The organism is Rhizobium sp. P1_E6 (assembly GCF_056405875.1).
The window spans coordinates 59,109-77,821 of sequence record NZ_JBFUBG010000016.1 but is presented as its reverse complement, the minus strand read 5'-3'; the positions used below and the strand labels follow the sequence as shown (position 1 = coordinate 77,821).

At 60.5% G+C, this 18,713-nt stretch carries 18 protein-coding genes; 7 read left to right on the top strand and 11 right to left on the bottom strand.

Annotated features, from left to right (window positions below; translation table 11 throughout):
- The first annotated feature begins 55 nt into the window (after positions 1–55).
- The 5 genes from phnD to AC1D35_RS11295 all read left to right on the top strand — a co-directional run bounded on the left by phnD (position 56) and on the right by AC1D35_RS11295 (position 4,756).
- A complete protein-coding gene (gene phnD / locus AC1D35_RS11315) occupies positions 56–970 on the top strand; it encodes a phosphonate ABC transporter substrate-binding protein (protein WP_477853558.1) in 915 nt (304 codons plus the stop codon).
- Between the two features lie 62 nt (positions 971–1,032).
- Complete coding sequence (gene phnE, locus AC1D35_RS11310; protein ID WP_477938603.1) at positions 1,033–1,953, top strand: phosphonate ABC transporter, permease protein PhnE; 921 nt, start codon at positions 1,033–1,035, stop codon at positions 1,951–1,953.
- 3 nt (positions 1,954–1,956) lie between these two features.
- Complete coding sequence (phnE, locus tag AC1D35_RS11305) at positions 1,957–2,811, top strand: phosphonate ABC transporter, permease protein PhnE (RefSeq protein WP_113296586.1); 855 nt, start codon at positions 1,957–1,959, stop codon at positions 2,809–2,811.
- Between the two features lie 30 nt (positions 2,812–2,841).
- Positions 2,842–3,654: a PfkB family carbohydrate kinase gene (locus tag AC1D35_RS11300; RefSeq protein WP_477853563.1), complete on the top strand. Its 813-nt coding sequence runs from the start codon at positions 2,842–2,844 to the stop codon at positions 3,652–3,654.
- Between the two features lie 142 nt (positions 3,655–3,796).
- The gene (locus AC1D35_RS11295; RefSeq protein WP_113296588.1) at positions 3,797–4,756 is read left to right on the top strand and encodes a trypsin-like peptidase domain-containing protein; all 960 of its coding nucleotides are present in this window, start codon (positions 3,797–3,799) and stop codon (positions 4,754–4,756) included.
- Between the two features lie 296 nt (positions 4,757–5,052).
- On the opposite strand, the gene AC1D35_RS11290 is transcribed toward AC1D35_RS11295, so the two are convergent.
- The 5 genes from AC1D35_RS11290 to AC1D35_RS11270 form a co-directional block, all read right to left on the bottom strand.
- Positions 5,053–5,469 carry an organic hydroperoxide resistance protein gene (locus tag AC1D35_RS11290; protein WP_113296589.1) on the bottom strand — a complete coding sequence of 139 codons (417 nt, stop codon included), beginning with the start codon at positions 5,467–5,469 and terminating at the stop codon, positions 5,053–5,055.
- A 159-nt stretch (positions 5,470–5,628) separates the two neighbouring features.
- A complete protein-coding gene (locus AC1D35_RS11285) occupies positions 5,629–6,954 on the bottom strand; it encodes an ATP-binding protein (protein ID WP_477938602.1) in 1,326 nt (441 codons plus the stop codon).
- Positions 6,951–7,691: a response regulator gene (locus AC1D35_RS11280; protein WP_477938601.1), complete on the bottom strand. Its 741-nt coding sequence runs from the start codon at positions 7,689–7,691 to the stop codon at positions 6,951–6,953. Before AC1D35_RS11280 ends, AC1D35_RS11285 begins: the two co-directional genes overlap by 4 nt.
- 137 nt (positions 7,692–7,828) lie before the next feature.
- The gene (locus AC1D35_RS11275) at positions 7,829–8,869 is read right to left on the bottom strand and encodes an alpha/beta fold hydrolase (protein WP_113307517.1); all 1,041 of its coding nucleotides are present in this window, start codon (positions 8,867–8,869) and stop codon (positions 7,829–7,831) included.
- A gap of 137 nt (positions 8,870–9,006) precedes the next feature.
- Positions 9,007–9,378, bottom strand: coding sequence for a DUF488 family protein, N3 subclade (locus tag AC1D35_RS11270; protein WP_113507088.1), 372 nt, complete (start codon positions 9,376–9,378; stop codon positions 9,007–9,009).
- A gap of 231 nt (positions 9,379–9,609) precedes the next feature.
- Between AC1D35_RS11270 and AC1D35_RS11265 the strand changes: the two genes are divergently transcribed.
- Both AC1D35_RS11265 and AC1D35_RS11260 read left to right on the top strand, forming a co-directional pair.
- Positions 9,610–11,385, top strand: coding sequence for a cytochrome c biogenesis protein DipZ (locus AC1D35_RS11265; protein WP_113507089.1), 1,776 nt, complete (start codon positions 9,610–9,612; stop codon positions 11,383–11,385).
- 42 nt (positions 11,386–11,427) lie between these two features.
- Positions 11,428–12,186: an alpha/beta hydrolase gene (locus AC1D35_RS11260; protein WP_113507090.1), complete on the top strand. Its 759-nt coding sequence runs from the start codon at positions 11,428–11,430 to the stop codon at positions 12,184–12,186.
- 32 nt (positions 12,187–12,218) lie between these two features.
- Here the strand turns inward: AC1D35_RS11260 and dhaL (AC1D35_RS11255) are convergent, their stop codons facing one another.
- The 6 genes from dhaL (AC1D35_RS11255) to AC1D35_RS11230 all read right to left on the bottom strand — a co-directional run bounded on the left by dhaL (AC1D35_RS11255) (position 12,219) and on the right by AC1D35_RS11230 (position 18,670).
- Positions 12,219–12,875 (bottom strand): dihydroxyacetone kinase subunit DhaL, encoded by a 657-nt coding sequence (gene dhaL / locus AC1D35_RS11255; RefSeq protein ID WP_477938600.1) that lies wholly within the window; start codon positions 12,873–12,875, stop codon positions 12,219–12,221.
- A gap of 56 nt (positions 12,876–12,931) precedes the next feature.
- Positions 12,932–15,022, bottom strand: a complete 2,091-nt coding sequence (locus AC1D35_RS11250) for a bifunctional sugar-binding transcriptional regulator/dihydroxyacetone kinase subunit DhaK (protein WP_113507092.1) — start codon at positions 15,020–15,022, stop codon at positions 12,932–12,934.
- Positions 15,023–15,173: 151 nt separating this feature from the next.
- A complete protein-coding gene (gene dhaL / locus AC1D35_RS11245; RefSeq protein ID WP_477938599.1) occupies positions 15,174–15,821 on the bottom strand; it encodes a dihydroxyacetone kinase subunit DhaL in 648 nt (215 codons plus the stop codon).
- A gap of 14 nt (positions 15,822–15,835) precedes the next feature.
- Positions 15,836–16,831 carry a dihydroxyacetone kinase subunit DhaK gene (locus tag AC1D35_RS11240; protein ID WP_477938598.1) on the bottom strand — a complete coding sequence of 332 codons (996 nt, stop codon included), beginning with the start codon at positions 16,829–16,831 and terminating at the stop codon, positions 15,836–15,838.
- 22 nt (positions 16,832–16,853) lie between these two features.
- Entirely contained in the window at positions 16,854–17,624 is a 771-nt protein-coding gene (locus AC1D35_RS11235) for an SDR family oxidoreductase (RefSeq protein WP_477938597.1), read from the bottom strand.
- A gap of 59 nt (positions 17,625–17,683) precedes the next feature.
- A complete protein-coding gene (locus AC1D35_RS11230) occupies positions 17,684–18,670 on the bottom strand; it encodes a substrate-binding domain-containing protein (protein WP_477853573.1) in 987 nt (328 codons plus the stop codon).
- Positions 18,671–18,713: the final 43 nt, after the last annotated feature.

Sequence of the window (18,713 nt, the reverse complement as noted above, 5' to 3'; positions counted from 1 at the left end):
GTTTCGCCCGCGGCCCCGCAAGGCCGCGGGCTTTTTTTGCAACAGGAGAGTTGGAATGAAAAACGTCCTCATGCTTGCGGCCGTAACGGCTGCGCTTGCCCTTTCCAACCAGGCCCACGCCGACGGTTGGAAAGACCAGTACAAGACGATCCGCCTCGGCGTTCTCTCGGGCGAGAACGAAAAGGACCGCATTGCACGCCGCGTTGGCTTCCAGCAATATCTGGAAAAGGAACTCGGCGTGAAGGTCGAGATCTTCACCGCCGGCAACTATGACGGCGTCATCCAGGCGCTCGCCTCCGACCAGATCGAATTCGCCTTCCTCGGCTCCTCGGCCTATGCTGCCGCTTATACCGAAACCAATGGCGGCGTTGAGCCGCTGCTCGCCGGCCAGGAACAGGATGGCTCGACTGGCTACTATTCGGTCATCACCGTTCGCTGCGATTCCGGCTACAAGTCGGTCGACGACCTCAAGGGCAAGGTACTCGCTTTCGCCGATCCGGATTCCACCTCCGGCTATGCAGTGCCCTACTATAACCTCGTCAAGCAGGGCTACGATCCGAAGACCTTCTTCTCGGCCGTTCCCTTTTCCGGCGCCCACGAAACCGGTGTCATGGCCGTCGCCAACAAGCAGTTCGATGCCGCCGCGACCTATATCAACAACGACGTCAGCGGCATTCCGCAGCGCATGGAATCCAAGGGCATGATACCGAAGGGCGAGATCTGCCGTATCTGGCAGTCGCCTGAGATCACCAACGGACCTTTCGCCACCCGCACCAACTTGCCTGCCGATATGATTGCGGACGTCAAGGCGGCGGTAAAGGCAACGCCGGAAAAGGCGCCTGATGCCTTCAAGGAGATGAGCGGGGGCGACAATTCCACCTCCAAGGGCTATGTCGACGTCAATCACCAGCGCTACCAGTGGATCGTCGACATGCGCGACTGGCTGAAGAAGCAGCGCCGTAACGGCTGATATCCCTCCACGTCAGGTACGGGAGCGCCGTATATCCGGCGCTCCCACGACCGGGATCCGACATGACGACAGCGACACCCTCCATTACCATCCGCCAGTTCGAGGCCGAATACCGCCTTATCCGCAGCCGCGCCAAAATCGTGCAGCTCATTTCCGTCACACTCTTTGCTGCCGCCGTCCTGCTGACCGCCTGGACGGGCGGTTTCTTCGACATGACCGAGGTCAACCTGCCCTCGGGTGAACGCATCACGACCTGGAAATTATGGGCCTCCCTGCCCCGGCTCGGCGAATATCTCTATAAGACGCTGCCACACTTGCGTATCGAAACGCTCGGTTCGGACCTTGCCGAATGGTTCTGGCGCTGGCCGGTCTGGCTCGAACTACTCGGCGAAACGATCCTGATCGCTTATGTCGCCACGTTCTTCGGCGTCCTCGGCGCCTTCATCCTCAGCTTCCCGGCCGCTCGCAACCTCAGCCCCAACAGCTTTCTGCTGATCGCCTCCCGCCGCTATCTGGAGGTCATCCGCACTGTCCCTGATATCGTCTGGGCGCTGATCTACGTCTTCTGCTTCGGCGTCGGACCGCTTGCCGGTGTGCTGGCGATTGCCACCCATGCGACGGGTTCGCTCGGCAAGCTCTATTCCGAGGTCAACGAGAATATCGACATGCGGCCGCTGGAAGGCGTCAGGGCTTCGGGGGGCACCTGGTTCCAGCAGATGCGTTATGGGGTCGTGCCGCAGGTCATCCCGAACATCATCAGCTACACGCTGCTGCGCTTCGAGATCAACGTACGCTCATCCTCGATCATCGGCTATGTCGGCGCCGGCGGCCTTGGCCAGGAGATCCGCACCGCCATGTCGCTTCAGGAATATACCGATCTCTCGGCGCTGTTTGTGATCATCCTCGTCACGGTCGTGATCATCGATTTCCTGAGCGAGAAGCTGCGCCACCGCATCATCGGCATCGAAGGCCGGAGTACCTGAGACATGACGGACACCTCTTCCCTTTCCGAGCTGCATCAGCGCGTTCCGGGCGCCTTCACCGTGGCGCCGCGCGTGCGGCTGATGCGCTATGCCGGTGCTGCAGCGCTTATCCTGCCGCTCATTGCCGGCCTCTATCTCTTCGACTTTTCGCCAACCCGTATCCTGAATGGTCTCACGCGGCTCGGCATGATCTTCTCCTTCATGTTCCCGCCCTATATCTGGACGACCTGGCAGGAATGGAGCGACGTACTCATCGGCCTTGGCCAGACGATTTCGATGGCCTTCCTCGGAACGCTGCTTGGCGCAATCATCGCCTTTCCGCTCGCGTTTCTTGGCGCGAAGAACATCATGCCGCTCGGCTGGGTGCGGCTGTCAACCCGCCGCGGTTTCGATGCACTGCGTGCCGTCGAACAGATCGTGCTTGCACTGATCTTCATCCGCGCCTTCGGCCTCGGCCCGCTTCCGGGCGTTTTCGCTATCGCCGTCTCGGAAATCGGCACCTTCGCCAAGCTCTTTTCGGAAGCGATCGAAAACACTTCGCGCAAACCCGTCGATGGTGTTCTAGCGTCAGGCGGCGGGCCTCTGCAGACCATCCGGCTTGCCATCATGCCGCAGGCTATGCCGGTGATCCTGTCGATCATGCTCTATAATTTCGAATCCAACACCCGCTCCGGCACCATCCTCGGCATTGTCGGCGCCGGTGGGATCGGCTTTCTGCTGGCGGACCGCATTGCCGCCTATCACTGGCCGGAAGCCTGGACGATCATCTTCCTGATCGTCGCTGTCGTTTATGCTATCGATCTTTCCTCCGCCTGGCTGCGCGGCAGGATCATTGGCAAGAACGACAGCGCGCGCTAAGCGGAGGAAAGGCGCGGCGAGGGAAACGGAATGGCAAGAATAATGGTGGTCGGCAATGCCAATGTCGACCGGATCTGGTGGCTCGACCGGCCGCTCGTGCCGGGTGGAAGGCTTTCCTGCCAGTCGATCGAAAAACGCTATGGTGGCGGCGGTTTCAACACCGGCCTGGTCCTGCTCGACCTCGGCCATGAGGTTGTGCTGGTCACCCGCCTTTACGACGACGATGAAGGACGCGCCTATCTGAACGATCTCGACAAGCGCGGCTTCAATACCGATTTTGTCAGCCTCGTGCCCGGCGCTACGGCAGCAGTCGATATTCTTGTCGACTCCAACGGGGAACGCACCATCATCGCGCCGGCCAGTCGCCGCCGACCAGGGATCGAGACCCTTCCATCGATCGAAGCGTCGCTCGTCTATCTCAATACACGGCAGATGAGTTCGGCCGCCTTGCGGCAGCTGGAGGATTTCGACCGGGTGGTTTCACAGTATCCGCTCTCGACCGAACGCCGGCCGGCGAATGTCCTTATCGCTTCACGCTCGGACGTGCAGGGAGCGCAAAGCGCCTGGCAGGCTGCTGCCGAAATTGCCGCGCCGCGTCTTGAAACGCTCGTACTGACGAGCGGCATGCAACCCATCGAGATCGTCAGCCAGGAGCATTCCGTTGTCGTCGAGGTGCCGCCAGCCGCCCCGGTGCGCGATACGACGGGCGCGGGAGACTATTTTGCCGGCGGTTACATCGATGCCATCGTCAGAGGTCTCGATGCCGGCGCGGCAGCGCTCGCCGCCTGTAAGATCGCCGCGTCGCGGCTTGCCACTTCCGGATATGACGGCCCTGAAGGCTAGTCCCCCACGCGGCTCTTGAAACACGGTCTCGCAAATCTCACTTGATATCCTCCATTGTTCAACTGTCGAACTGACAGCCCTTCGCTTTCAGCAATCGCTGCCGGTCCTCAACATCGACGCGTCGGGCGTCGGAGGAAATTTCATGGGATTCATTGATCGCGACATTCAGCCGTCATCCGATGCCGGGCTGCTGGATGCCTATTCCGAAACGGTGTCGAACGCCGTTGATACAGTCGGCCCGGCTGTCAGCCGTATTGAACGCGTCGGCGGGCGGGCAGGACACGGTTCCGGTTTTGCCATTTCGCCTGACGGCCTCGTCGTCACCAACAATCATGTCGTCGGCGATGCGAAAGCCGTGACCATCAAGACACCCGACGGCGCGGTTGTCGAAGGCCGCGTCCTTGGCCGCGACGAGGATACCGACCTTGCCCTCATCAGGGCCAATGACTGGTCCGGAGCCTGGGCACAGCTTGCCGACTCGAAGAAGCTGAAGCGCGGGCACATCGCTGTCGCGATCGGCAATCCGCTCGGTTTCGAATGGACGGTCACGGCGGGCGTGGTGTCTGCGCTCGGGCGCTCGATGCGCGCTGCCAGCGGACGCCTGATGGAGGATATCATCCAGACTGATGCGGCCCTCAACCCCGGTAACTCGGGCGGTCCGCTCGTCTCGTCGTCGGGTGAGGTGATCGGTGTCAACACCGCCGTCATCCAAGGGGCGCAGAGCATCGCCTTCGCCGTCGCATCCAACACCGCCAAGCATGTGGTCTCTGACATTCTGCGCTTCGGTGAGGTCCGCCGCGGATATATCGGTATTGCGGCCGATACAGTCGAGCTGCATCGGCGCATCGCGCTCGAGGCCGGCGTTTCACAACGCACGACCGTTCGCCTGCGTCGTGTCGAAGACGGCGGCCCCGCCGCACGGGCCGGTCTTCGCGAGGGTGATTATCTGCTCGCAATCGGTGGACAGCCGGTATCAGGGATCGATGATGTCGTCCGGCTTCTGGACGGGGCCACCATCGATGCCGACGTCGATGTGCTGATCTTCTCTGTCGCTGGCCGGATAGAACAACGCTCTGTTCGCCCTGCGAAACGAGCGCAGTAAATAAGCTCCACCATCAATGCGCTGGGAAAATCAGCCGTTGAAAAAGACAAGGCACCCGTTTCTCGGCGGGTGCCTTGTATGTCTGCTTCTCGCGATATCAGATCGCGATGACTATAGGAATCCAGGCGTTGCCGAGGCTGCCGCAAGCAGGCCCAGCAGCGGCGATGGTTCGCTAGAGAACACGTCGTAGATGCAGGGAGCTGCAAGAACGGTTACTGCCAAAATGCAGATGATGACCCTTTTCATCGAAACCTCCGCGGACGCAGCCGAGCTGCGCCCCATTTGCACTGAATGCCTTAGATGAGATTCAGCTCGACATTGATATTGCCACGCGTCGCCTTCGAATAGGGGCATGTCTGATGCGCTTCCTCGACCAGAGCGCGGGCCACTTCCGGCTCCAGGCCGGGCAAGCTGATGTTCAGGCGGGCCTGAAGGAAGTAGCCCTCGCCGGTCATGCCGAGATCGACTTCGGCATCGACGGCGGTATCGGCAGGAAGCCGGAACTTGCGCTTGCCGGCAGCAAGGCCCATTGCGCCGATGAAACAGGCCGACCAGCCGGCGGCGAAAAGCTGCTCGGGATTGGTGCCGGCATGGGTACTGCCGGGAGGGGACAGCTTCACATCAAGCTGTGCATCGCTGCTGCGGGCGGAGCCGTCCCGGCCGCCGGTGGTGTGGGTCTTGCCGGTGTAGAGAACCTTTTCAATCGTCGTCATGAGTGCACTCCTTGGTTCATGCCGCTCTCTGCGGCATCTTGTGACGGAGTGGTTTCTGGAGGTCTGACGTATCCCGCATGTTTCTGAAATCGGCCGAACTGTATCAAAGCGTAGCACCGGTCTATCTGGACATTTTCGCATACAAATGCCGCGAAAAAATCAGTTGGCTCGGATGGTGATTTCGGCCGCGAGCCCGCCGCCCTCGCGGTTATGGAGCCGCACCGAGCCGCCGATCGAGGCTGCCAGCTGCTGGGCGATGGCAAGGCCGAGGCCCGTGCCACCGGTCTCGCGATTGCGCGACTGCTCCAGCCGGAAGAAGGGCTGCATGGCGGCTTCGAGCATGGCATCGGGAATGCCCGGACCACGATCCATCACCGTAATGGCAATATCCCCCTCGCCTTTCCGCTCAACGCTGATTTCCGCAGCACCGGCAAATTTCAGCGCATTGTCGACGAAATTCGTGAGAATGCGGCGAAGCGCATGCGGCTTTGTCGACGCAATGCCCTGGACGATACCGACGACGCTGACAGCCTTGCCGGTGTCCTGATAGTCATAGGCGATACTGTCGATGAAGGATGAGAGGTCGATGCGCGAAAACTTCTCGCCATTGCCGTGAGCGCTGCGGGCATAGGCGATGCCGTCCTGCACGAGCCGTTCGATCTCGCTGAGATCCCTCACCAGCTTGTCTCTCTCGGGCGAATCGTCAGTCATGTCGGCGCGCAGCCGCATGCGCGTGATCGGCGTCTGCAGGTCGTGGGATATCGCCGCGAGAATCTGTACTCGCTCTTCGAGATAGTGGGCGATCCTCTCGCGCATGGCGTTGAAGGCACGCGCCGCATGCGCAACCTCGCTAGGCCCAGTCTCGGCGAGCGGCGGACCTTTCTTGTTGGGATCAAGCGCATCCGCCGCCGCCGCAAGTGCGCCAAGCGGGCGGATCGCCTGACGCACGGCAAACCATGTGCAGAGCACCAGCAAGGCCATCTGGATGGCAAGCACATAGGGCAACCATGCCGCAATCGGCATGGGAGGCCGCGGCGTGATGTCGATCGTCAGCGGGCTTCCGTCGCTCAGCGTCAGATGTGCCTGCAATCGGCTGATATCGCCTGGAATGGTTTCCATGCGGATCGGATAGTTGCCGCCGATCGCCTCTTCGATCCTGCCGCCGATTTCCCTGCCCTTGCTGGAATTGTCGGGCACGCCTGGCAGACCCGGCCCAAGTTCGAAACGATAATTGCCGCGGCTGAGACGATCGAGCAGGTCGCTGCGTTGATCCGCCGGCAGGCGGTCGAGAACGGCGATCGAGGTCGCGACATCGCTTTCGAGCGTGCCGAGCATGACGGCCTTGGCCGACATGGAACGCTCGACGAAGAGGACTGTGAAGGACAGGCCATWGGCAATCGCCAGGCCCGCCAGCAGAATGAAGAAAAGCCGAGCCCGCAGCGTGCTCGGCCAGAACCCGGAGCGAAGAGCAGCCCCCGCGCTCATGACCTGGCCTCTTCAATCTCCACCGGAACGGAAAAGACGTAACCCTCGCTGCGCACCGTCTTGATATAGGTCGGCTCGCGGGCATCATCCCCCAGTCGCTGGCGAACGCGGCTGACGAGCAGGTCGATGGAGCGGTCGAAAAGTTCCGAATCTCGACCCTGTGTGAGGTTCAGGAGTTGGTCGCGGTTGAGCACTCGCTGCGGATGGTCGATGAAGACGCGCAGCAGCCGATATTCGGCGCCGCTCAGTGCGATCTCCGTTCCTTGCCTGTCGAGAAGATGCCGGCCGACCGTATCCAGGCGCCAGTCGCCGAAGCGAAGCCACTGTCCCGCCTCCGAAATCTGCAGGTTCGGCGGCAGCGCGCGGGTGCGCCGCAAGACGGCCTTGATGCGTGCCAGCAATTCGCGCGCAGCAAAGGGTTTCGGCAAATAGTCGTCGGCGCCCATCTCCAGCCCGATGATGCGGTCCATCTCGTCGCTGCGGGCTGTAAGCATCAGGATCGGCGTTGCCTTGTGCTTGCYGGCACGCAGCTCACGACAGAGCACGAGCCCGTCATCGCCCGGCATCATGACATCGAGCACGATAAGATCGACCGTATTGCCTTCGAGAAAGCTGCGCATCTGGCGGCCATCGGCGGCGACTGACGTCCGAAGCCCGTTCTTCTTCAGATAGCTCGAAACCAGTTCGCGGATTTCACGATCGTCATCGACGATCAGGATGTGGTCGACGTGCTCCATGGCAGGACTTTCGGATCCTCTATCTGTTGGCGTGCAGCAGAATTGTTATCTCAGACGCAGACTCACTGCTTACTGTTTTGACTCTGAATTGGCTGCCGCGAAACAGAGAATTCCGTTCGCGGCAGCCAAGGCAGGCTTTAGAAGCGATCGACATCCAGGATGGCCTGCGCAAAGGCCTGCGGTGCTTCTTGCGGCAGGTTGTGGCCGATGCCGCCGGCGATGTTGCGATGCTCGTACCTGCCGGTGAACTTCTTGGCATAGGCCGAAGGCTCCGGATGCGGCGCGCCATTGGCGTCGCCTTCCATGGTGATGGTCGGTACGGTGATAACAGGAAAAGCAGCGAGCTTCTTTTCCAATGCATCATACTTCTTTTCGCCATTGGCAAGACCAAGGCGCCAGCGGTAGTTGTGGATGGTGATCGCGACATGGTCGGGGTTTTCGAAGGCTTTGGCAGAGCGGTCGAAAGTTGCGTCATCAAATTTCCACTGCGGCGAAGCAAGCTTCCAAATCAGCTTTGCGAAATCATGCCGGTTGGCTTCATACCCCTCGCGGCCGCGTTCAGTGGCGAAGTAGAACTGATACCACCAGGCCAGCTCGGCCTGCGGCGGAAGCGGCTTCTTGTTCGCCTCCTGACTGCCGATCAGATAGCCGCTGACCGAGACCAAGCCCTTGCAGCGCTCCGGCCAGACAGCGGCCAGGATGTCCGCGGTGCGGCCGCCCCAATCATAACCGCCGATCACGGCACGCTTGATGTCAAGCGCATCCATGAAGGCGATAATATCGGTGGCGATGGCAGCCTGCTGACCGTTGCGTGGTGTCTTTGCGGAGAGGAATTCGGTTGAGCCATAGCCGCGCAGATAGGGGATCAGTACCCGGTAGCCGGCATCGGCAAGCGCAGGCGCTACATCGACGAAGCTGTAGATGTCGTAGGGCCAGCCATGAAGAAGGAGAACAACTGGGCCATTTGCGGGACCGGCTTCTGCATAGCCGACATTAAGTACGCCAGCCTTGATCTGCTTCAGCGGTGCAAAGGACGTATGCGAGCCTGCCGTGATGGCGGGCGCGGTAGCCTGTGACTGGGCACCGGCGGCGCTGGTCAGGCCGAATTCGACCGCCGCCATGGTCATGGCAGCAACACCGAAAAAACGACGACGCTGAAGATTGATTTCGCTGGACATTGGCTCTCTCCGTTTCAAGTTGATGGCAAGGAAAAAACAGCGCGCATGTATCCCCGATGTTTCGGGTATCCGCTTCAATTGCATGGGAATGTAGCATCCGGCCTTCCGGATACGTTCTGATACAATTGGCTGCCTTCTCAATCGAAAATCCGTTGGATGAGGAAGTCACGGAGCACCACGGCATTGTTGTGCTCGTCATCGCTGGTGGCATAAAGCAGCGTGACCGTGCCCTTCCTTACGAAATCGGTCACGGGCTTCAGCTCTTCCTCTTTGTGCTCAAGCTCTGCGGTGTAGCGCCGGTGGAACTCCTCCCAGCGATCAGGCTGATGATTGAACCAGTGGCGCAGCTCGTTGCTTGGCGCGACATCCTTTAGCCACGCAGCCAGTGCAGCACGCTCCTTGCTGAGACCGCGCGGCCAGATGAGATCGACCAGCAGTCGGGCGCCATCCGCATCCACCCTGGCCGCATAGACCCGCTTGAGCTTTATCGTCTCAGCTCTGACTGTCATTTGATCCTCCTCATTCACCGATCATCCCTCTTCTTGCGGGATCCCGGCTGGGTGAAGCGCTTATCCATGGAAGATAGCGCAGCCCTCATCGGAGCGCTTCCTACACTTCGGTACATATTGCCGAGAAACCGGACACATCCGAGATACATCGCCTCGACCAGATTGGCGCCATCGCTGGTCGGGCCGCATCGCCCTCCAGAGCCTGACAACCCGGTATCAAAGGAAACGATGATGACGCTTCTTATCATTGCCTATCTGGGAGGGGCGCTGACCATATTCAGCCCGTGCATCCTCCCGATTCTTCCCTTCGTCTTTGCCCGCGCCGGACAACCATTCCTGCGCAGCACGCTGCCCATGCTGATCGGCATGGCCGCCACGTTTGCACTTGTGGCGACCCTTGCCGCCGTTGGCGGCAGCTGGGCGATCAACGCCAATGAATATGGCCGTCTTGCCGCGCTGGCCCTGCTTGCCGTCTTCGGCGTCGGCCTGATTTCACCGCGTATTGCAAGCTTCGTCACCCAGCCGGTCGTCAATTTCGGCAATCGCCTGCTGAACACTTCCGGCAAGACCGGTTCTGCGCCGACAACGGTGAGCGCCTTTATCCTCGGCATTGCGACTGGTCTGCTCTGGGCGCCCTGCGCCGGGCCGATCCTCGGTCTCGTGCTGACGGGGGCGGCACTTCAGGGCGCCAATCTGCAGACGACCTTCCTGCTGCTGGCCTATGCGGCGGGTGCGGCTACCTCGCTCGCAATCGCCCTCTCCGTCGGCGGCAAGATCTTTGCCGGCATGAAGAAGTCACTTGGCGTCAGCGAGCGAATTCGTCAGGGCCTTGGTGCTGCCGTGCTTGCAGGTGTCGTCGTTATCGCACTCGGTCTCGACACCGGCCTGCTGTCGCAGCTCTCCTATGCCAGCACCGCATCCTTGGAACAGGCCGTTCTCGACACCGCGAAAGTGAAGCCAACCGATGGAGCATCGTCCGAGGTAGCAAGCAACGACAAGATGATCGGCCTTGCCGATGCGAAGAAACCTTTCCATAGCGATCTGCCTGTCGAAGGCCGTGCGCCATCACTTGACGGCGCCGTCGAATGGCTGAACTCGCCACCGCTGACCATGGAACAGCTTCGTGGCAAGGTCGTACTCGTCGATTTCTGGACCTACTCCTGCATCAACTGCATCCGTACTATCCCCTATGTCCGCGCCTGGGCTGAAAAATACAAAGACCAGGGCCTGGTTGTGATCGGCGTGCATGCCCCGGAATTTGCCTTCGAAAAGAAGATCGACAATGTCAAAAAGGCCATCGGCGACTTCAACATCGGCTATCCGGTCGCAATCGACAACGACTACAAGATCTGGCGTGCCTTCGATAACAGCTACTGGCCGGCCCATTACCTGATCGACGCCAAGGGCCAGATCCGCGAACATCACTTCGGCGAAGGCAACTACCGGCAGACCGAGCAGGCGATCCAGGACCTGTTGCACGAAGCTGGCAGCGAGATGGCGACAAGCACACCGGTCGTGCCGGATGCCGAAGGCGCCGAGATGAGCCCGGACCTGAAGGACATCGGCTCCGGCGAGACCTATATCGGCTACAAGCAGGCCACCGGCTTTGCCTCCAACGAGAGCATGCGCGCCGATGCTACCAGGGACTATTCGGTCAAGCAGCCGGGTCTCAACCAGTGGGGTCTTTCGGGCAAATGGACTGTCGGCGCCGAAGAGGCGACCCTCGATCAGGCAGGCGGCGGAATCTCCTACCGCTTCAGCGCCCGCGACCTACATCTCGTTCTTGGCCCAAGTGCTGACGGCAAACCGATCCGCTTCCAGGTGACGATCGACGGCAAGGCGCCAGGCGCCGACCATGGAAGCGATATCGATGCCGATGGAAACGGAACGGTGACATCGACCAAACTCTATCAGCTCGTGCGCCAGTCCGGTGACGTGGAAGCACGCAACTTCGAGATCCATTTCCTCGATCCAGACGTCCAGGCCTACGCCTTCACATTCGGTTGACATTCGTTCTCACATTCTACTTGAACAACAGGAGCAATGACCATGAAACACAAGTATTTTTCTACTATCGCCCTTGCCTTTGCCACCAGTGCCATCGCTTTTGCTGCCCAGGCGGCCGAGGTGAAAAACATCGTCATCGTCCATGGTGCACTCGCCGATGGTTCCGGCTGGCGCAAGGCAAGCGATATCCTCGAAGGCCGCGGCTTCAACGTCACCATCGTCCAGGAACCGATCACCTCGCTTGCCGATGATGTCGCCGCAACCAACCGGGTGCTTGACCTGCAGGATGGCCCGACCCTGCTCGTCGGCCACAGCTACGGTGGCATGGTGATCACCGAAGCCGGCAACAGCCCCAATGTCGCGGGCCTGGTCTATGTCGCGGCCTTCCAGCCGGACCAGGGTGAAAGCCTCATCAGCTTGGCGAGTTCCAAGCCGGCCGGCGGCATGAATATTCGTGAGACGAAGGACGGAAAATACCTCTATCTCGACCCTGCCGCCTTTGCCAGCGACTTTGCCGCCGACCTGCCGAAGGACGAGGCTGCGTTCCTCGCAAAGTCGCAGGTCTTCGCCTCCAAGGAGGCCTTCTCGGCCAAGGTCAGCGATCCCGCCTGGAAGACAAAGAAGAGCTGGACGATCGTCGCCACCGAAGACCGTTCGATCAATCCCGACCTCGAACGCGACATGGCGAGGCGGGCAGGAAGCGATGTCACCGAGATCAAGGCAAGCCACGCCGTCTTCGCGTCTCAGCCGGAAAAGGTCGCCGATGTGATCGCGAAGGCTGCTGAGGCAGCCGGCAAGTAGTCAGGTCAAAAGCAGTGACCGGAGCCGGTGGATCACTCCACCGGCTCGTTTTCCGTGAATGTGTCCTTCATCGCCCYGATGATGATGACGGCCGATGCGGCCCCGGGGTCGATATGTCCGAGGGATCGCTCCCCAAGACGAGCGGCGCGGCCGCGGGTGGCGACCATGGAGCGCGTGGAGCGTGCACCAGTATCGGCAGCCTCGAGAATCTCGCGCCACATGTCCGAAACATTCGCCTGCCGGTCGCGGGCAGCGGCAGCGGCTTCGGTTGCCGGGATCCAGGCATCCAGCATCGTCTTGTCGCCGCGTTGGCCCTTGCCTCGGTCCCTGATCCCTGATGTCATCGCCTCGACGATTGCCGCCTGCCCGGCGGCTGACAGCGTTTCGTCCTGCTTCAGCACCTGGGCTGCCTTGCGAAAGGCCGTGGCATAGAGCGGCCCTGTCGATGCGCCGACGGCATCGAGAAAAGCGGACGCTGCGATCGAAAACACCTCCGACGGCAGCGTTTCATCGAGGTCGTGTTTTGCCAGTTCGCCATTCACCGCCTGGAAGCCAAGCGCCATGGTGATGCCATGGTCGGCATCGCCGATCGCCCCGTCCAGATCGGAGAGATGGTCTTTCTCAGCCGAAATCGCCACCGATATCCGGTGAAACATCCTGCTGAGGCTGCGGGCCGCGTTTGCCGGCATGATTATCCTCCCAATTCATGCAGCCCAGCCCCCTGGGATGCTGTCTTCCATTTTTTTCAGTTAACGACCCTGAGGAATGCCGTATCGCAGGGATGGTGCAGCATATCCGTCAGTTCCCGGTCGAGATGCAGGATCGATATGGATGCTCCGACCATGTCGAGCGATGTGCAATAATGCCCCACCCAATTGGCCTCGATCTTGATGCCCTTTGCGCTCAGCCGCTGTTCCACACGCCTGAAAAGAATATAGAGCTCCATCAGCGGCGTGCCGCCGAAGGAATTGACCAGCACGGCGACACGATCTCCCGATACAACCTTCATCTCCGAAAAAATCCTGTCCATGACGACGTCGACGACGGCATCGGCGCTCATCATCTTCTCGCGCATCACGCCAGGCTCGCCATGGATGCCCATGCCAATCTCGATGTCATCAGGGCCGATCTCGAAGTTATGGCGACGCGTCTGAGGCAGCGAACTGGGTTCAAGCGCAACACCCATGGTGAAGGTCCGTGCATTGGCCTTGAGGGTCACTGCTTCGCAGGCATCGAGCGAAAGACCGCGGTCACAGGCAGCACCGGCGACCTTGAAGATGAAGAAATTACCGGCAACGCCGCGGCGACCGTCCCGATCCTCCAACGGTGAGGAGGAGATGTCGTCGGTCGTCACGACGGTACGGACCTCGATTTTGTCCTCTGCGGCCATTTCGGCGGCCATCTCGAAATTCATGACATCGCCGGCGTAATTGCCATAGACGAAGAGTACTCCCGCTCCGCCCGATGCCGCCTTGGCGCATTGCAGGATCGGCCCCGGCGGCGGCGAGGAGAAGATATTGCCGACCGCGACCGCATCGGCGAGCCCCTTGCCGACATAGCCGAGAAAGGCCGGTTCATGCCCCGTCCCTCCGCCGACGACCAGACCGACCTTGCCGGCTCGCGGGCCTGAACGGGCAACGAGCGCCCGATTGGAACTGTCGACCGGGCGAAGGTAATGCGCATGCGCCTTGACGACGCCGTCGAGCATTTCTTCGACGACATCGTCGGGGTCGTTCAGGAACTTCTTGATGTGGGTGCGGAAGCCAGTCAGCGGCGTGGTGATCTCGTTGTCGACCTTTGGCCGCTGCGAATGCTTCTGATCGACCTCCGTCACACCATCGGCATTGAGGATGCCCCGGCCGGTGGCGGCATCGGTAATGAGCACACTGACATAGCCGCCGCGAAGCGCAGCAAGGATGGCCGGCACCTTGTCGAAACCGCCTGCAACGGCGATGCGCATCTTGATCTTCTTCAGCAGGTCAAGGGAGATGCCGACCGTGCGGTCGTCCAGCGGCCCCGCGACAAGGCGTCCATGACCGTCGATGAAGCGGCCAGCCACCACGCCGGTCGCATCCTTGGCGAGATACTCCTGCAGGGACACGGAATCGAAAAAGCCGCTTGTGTGGATCGTGGAATTCGGCCGCATGGAGGCGATACCGAAGATCACCTTGTTTGCCTGCGAAAGCGCTTCGAATTGCCGGTCGATCAGCGGTTCACGCAAGAACACGTCGCGCACCGCAGGGCTGGAGACGATGGCGGGTGCTGCAATATTGATGAGCTTGGCATCGACGGCATCGGCAAAGGCCGCGGCGCAAAGCTCTGGCGTATAAGTGAAGGTCGCGCTCGTTCCACCCGTTGCCTGCACGACGGTCATATCCTGCAGCCCCGATATGGAGGCCTGCTCGCCGACCGCCATGATCGTACGCCCCCAGACGACCGCAAGCGTGTCGCCGGATTTCAGGATCTTCTGCAGCGCCTGGGCGCCCGCAGAGCCGAGCCGTTCGATCAATGGACGGGCATTGTCGTCGCTCGGCACGACCAGACAGTCGTGCAGCCCGAAGTGCCGCTTCAGCTCCTGAGCGATGGTCAGCGAGCTTAGCCGCGCCGGCTCGATGGAAATATTGACGATGCCGCGGGCGCGTGCATCGGCGAGGTAACTGTTCACCGTCGCCCGCGAAATACCCATCGTTTCGGCGATATCGCCCTGGGTCATGCCGTCTTCGTAGTAAAGCCAGCACGCCCATACGTAGGGATCGTCCCCGTAGCGCAACGGAATAGGCTCAGCCGCGATATCAGCCGTACCGTTCTTTCGTGCCGATGATGTCTTTGCGACCATCCTGCCTGGTTTCCCTCATCCAAATCGACGGCGAAGATGAGCGTAAAAGCTGCAGTTTTCAACATGCCCTCGCCTGATTGTTCCCGGCCGCCTCAGCGGCCGGGACGGTGATGCAAGGGAGGATCGCGGGCTCTCACCAAAGCCCGATCTGTCAAGCGGGCTGGAGCCTCGTCTCCACACCATCAGACAGCGACTTCAGGATCAATGCGCAGGAGGTTGCGCCCGCATCGAGCACGCCAAGCGAACGTTCGCCAAGGCGGCTGGCGCGACCGATCTTGGCCACGAGATCGCGCGTGCTGTCCCGTCCGGCTTCGGCTGCCGCGACAAGTGCCTCAAGCGCCTCGCCAAAGGACTTGCCATTGCCGATAGCCGCATCGAATGCGGTGATCGCCGGTACCAGCGTATCGAGCAGCGTCTTGTCGCCAACCTTGGCCGAGCCGATCGCCTTGATGCCGTCGAGGCCATTGTGCAGCATGGTGCTGAAGGTCGCGGTATCGATGGCGTCAGACTTTTCAATGGTTTCGGCGAACTGGGTGAACATGACGCCATAGAGTGGCCCCATCGACCCGCCGATCTCCGTCATCAGGACCGTGCCGAGGGTATCGAGGGCCTGCGCCAGCGACATGTCCGCCCCCTTGATGCGTTCGGCAGCCATGCCGAATCCCTTGGCCATGTTGACGCCATGGTCGCCATCACCGATCTTGCCGTCGATTTCGCTGAGGTAGGCGCGATTCTCGATGATCAGGCTCGCGACCGAGAGCACGATATCGCCAGATCCGGCATTCTGAAATTGCTGCATTCTGCCTGCCTCCTTCAGAGCATCGCCGGGCACTGAACGTCGACATCCAGTAGCCGCTTCAGTTCATCATCCAGTGCCATGACCGTCAGCGTTGCGCCGACCATTTCCAGCGACGTGAAATAGTTGCCGATGTAGACCTTGCTGATCTTCAGTCCGCGTCCGGTGATCTCAGATTCGAGCGTATCATGAAGAATGTAGAGTTCGTTGAGCGGCGTGGCGCCGAGACCAGAGACGATGATTGCCACCTCCGTTCCTGCGGCAAGCTGGTGGTCATCGAGAACGATCCTGGCCATCTCCTCGGCGACTTCCTTGGCCGATTTCAGCGGTTCGACCCGCACGCCGGGCTCGCCATGATGGCCGATGCCGACTTCCATCGTACCCGGTTCGATCACGAAATTCGGATGGCCGACGGAGGGCAGTGTGCAGGGGCCGAGGCCGACGCCGATCGAACGGCAATTATCGATCGCCTTCTGCGCGGTCGCCCGCACCTCTTCGAGGCTAGCACCTTCGGCAGCCTTAGCCGCGCCGCACTTCCACATGAAGATTTCGCCGGCAACGCCGCGGCGCTTTTCACGCTCCTCGGGGCCTGCTGAACAGACGTCGTCGTTGGCGACGACGGTGGCGATTTCGATGCCTTCCTTCGCGGCAAGCTTCATCGCCATCTTCACATTCATATTGTCGCCGGCATAGTTGCCGTAAAGGCAGACGACACCTTTGCCGCCATTCGCCTCGCGGGCGGCATCGAGGAAGCTCTTTGCGGTCGGCGAGGAAAAGAGTTCGCCAACGGCAACAGCATCCAACATATTGCGGCCAGTATAACCGATGAAGGCGGGCTCATGGCCCGAACCGCCGCCGGTGATGACGCCGACCTTGCCGGCGACCGGCGTGTGACGGGCGGTGATGACACGGGAATTTTGTGCGGATAGCCTGACGATGTCGGCATGGGCCTTGACGAAACCCTTGACCGTATCTTCGACGACCTCATCCGGATTATTGATAAACCGCTGCATTATAACTCCTATCTACTGCGCGTCAGATAATGGTGTAGCCGCCATCGACCAGAAGGTCCGCGCCATTGATCATATCGGCGCCGTTAGACGCCAGGAATACCGCCGCCGCCGCAATTTCCTCGGGGAACGCGAAGCGTCCGGATGGGATACGCTGTTTCAGCGCCTCACCGCGCGGGCCATCCCATGCCTTCCTGCCGAGATCGGTCAGGACGACGGTCGGAGAGATCGTGTTGACGTTGATGCCGTGCTTTCCCCATTCGGCAGCCAGCGTCTTGGAAAGACCGATGACGCCAAACTTCGAGGCACAATAGGCAACATGCTGATCGATGGCGACAGTGCCGGCCTGGGACGCCATATTGATGATCTTGCCGCCCCTGCCCGCCTTGATCATGGCGCGGCCGGCAGCTTGAGAAATCAAGAACGTGCCCTTGAGATTGATGGCGATGGTCTTGTCCCACGCATCAAGGCTGAGTTCCTCTGCAGGCGCGAGCATGACGACGCCGGCGCTGTTGACGGCAATGTCGATGTGACCGAACGCGGCCACCACATCGGCAACCACTTTTTCGACGGATTGCGGGTTCGATACGTCGCAGACGAATGATTTCGCCCCGTTACCGAGTTCGTCGGCCTTGGCCTTTGCGACCGATTCATTGATGTYGACCACGCCGACAATCGCGCCTTTCGCGGCCATGGCGGATGCGATGGCGCTACCGATGCCGGACGCACCGCCCGTGATCAGAGCGACCTTGCCGCTCAGGGAAAAGTTCAGATCAACCTGTTTTGAATCAGTCATGGCTTTCTTCTCAACCTGTCGGGATATGGGGCGGGATCTTCCTCCCGCCCCAGGGAGGATCACTTGCGGGTGGAAAGCAGCTTATCGACGTTTTCAGCCGTCACCGGGGTCCACGGGACATTATAGGTCTTATCCTTGCCGTCGTTCCACGGCATATCCTTGTAGGTGGTCCAGATATCGGATTCCGGCTTATAATCGCCCTTCTTGGCATTGTAGATCGCCAGATCCAGAGCGCCCTGCGCCTGGGCACGGGCATCCTGAAGGATCGAGGTCATCTCACCGGCTTTGGCAGCCCGTAGCGCATCTGTGACGCCGTCGATACCGGCGATGGCGAAGCTCTTGACGTCGAGGCCGGCAGCCTTGATCGCCTCGATGGCACCGAGCGCCATTTCATCATTCTGGCCGATAATGCCGTTGATCTGGTTCGGGTGCGACGTCAGCCAGTTTTCCATCAGTGTCTGGGCCTCGGCGCGCGACCAGTTTGCAGTCTGGTCTTCGAGAACCTTGACGTCAGGGCATTCGGCTAAAGCCTTCTTGTTGCCCTGCAGGCGTTGGATCTGTGCCGACTGGCCGACGGGACCTTCGATGATCACGACATTGCCTTTGCAGCCGATCTTGTCCAGCACGCTCTTGGCTTCGAGATAACCGGAAACCGTGTCGTCGGAACCGACATAGGACGTCAGCTGGTCGGAATTGACGCGGGTGTTGGAGCCGATGACCGGAATGCCGGCATCGACGGCGGACTGAACGGCAGATGCACCTGCGTCGACATCGATCGGCGCAAAAATGATAGCGTTGTACTTCTGCGTGATCATCGTCTTGAACTGGTCCTGCTGGACCAATGCGTCATAGCGGCCATCGAAGACCGTCAGTTCGACCTCGCCGCTCTTGACGGCCGGGTGATCCTGCAGGGCTGCGGTCCAGATCTGCATGAACTCCGCATTCAAGCCGTAGGGTGCTGCGCCGATCTTGATCTTTTCCTGGGCTGCGGCGGACGTCGCCAGCAGCGCCGTTGCCGAAGCAAGCGCAATCAGAAGCTTTCTCATTTTAATTCTCCTCCACTTTGGGTTTAGGCTGCCGGCATGGCTT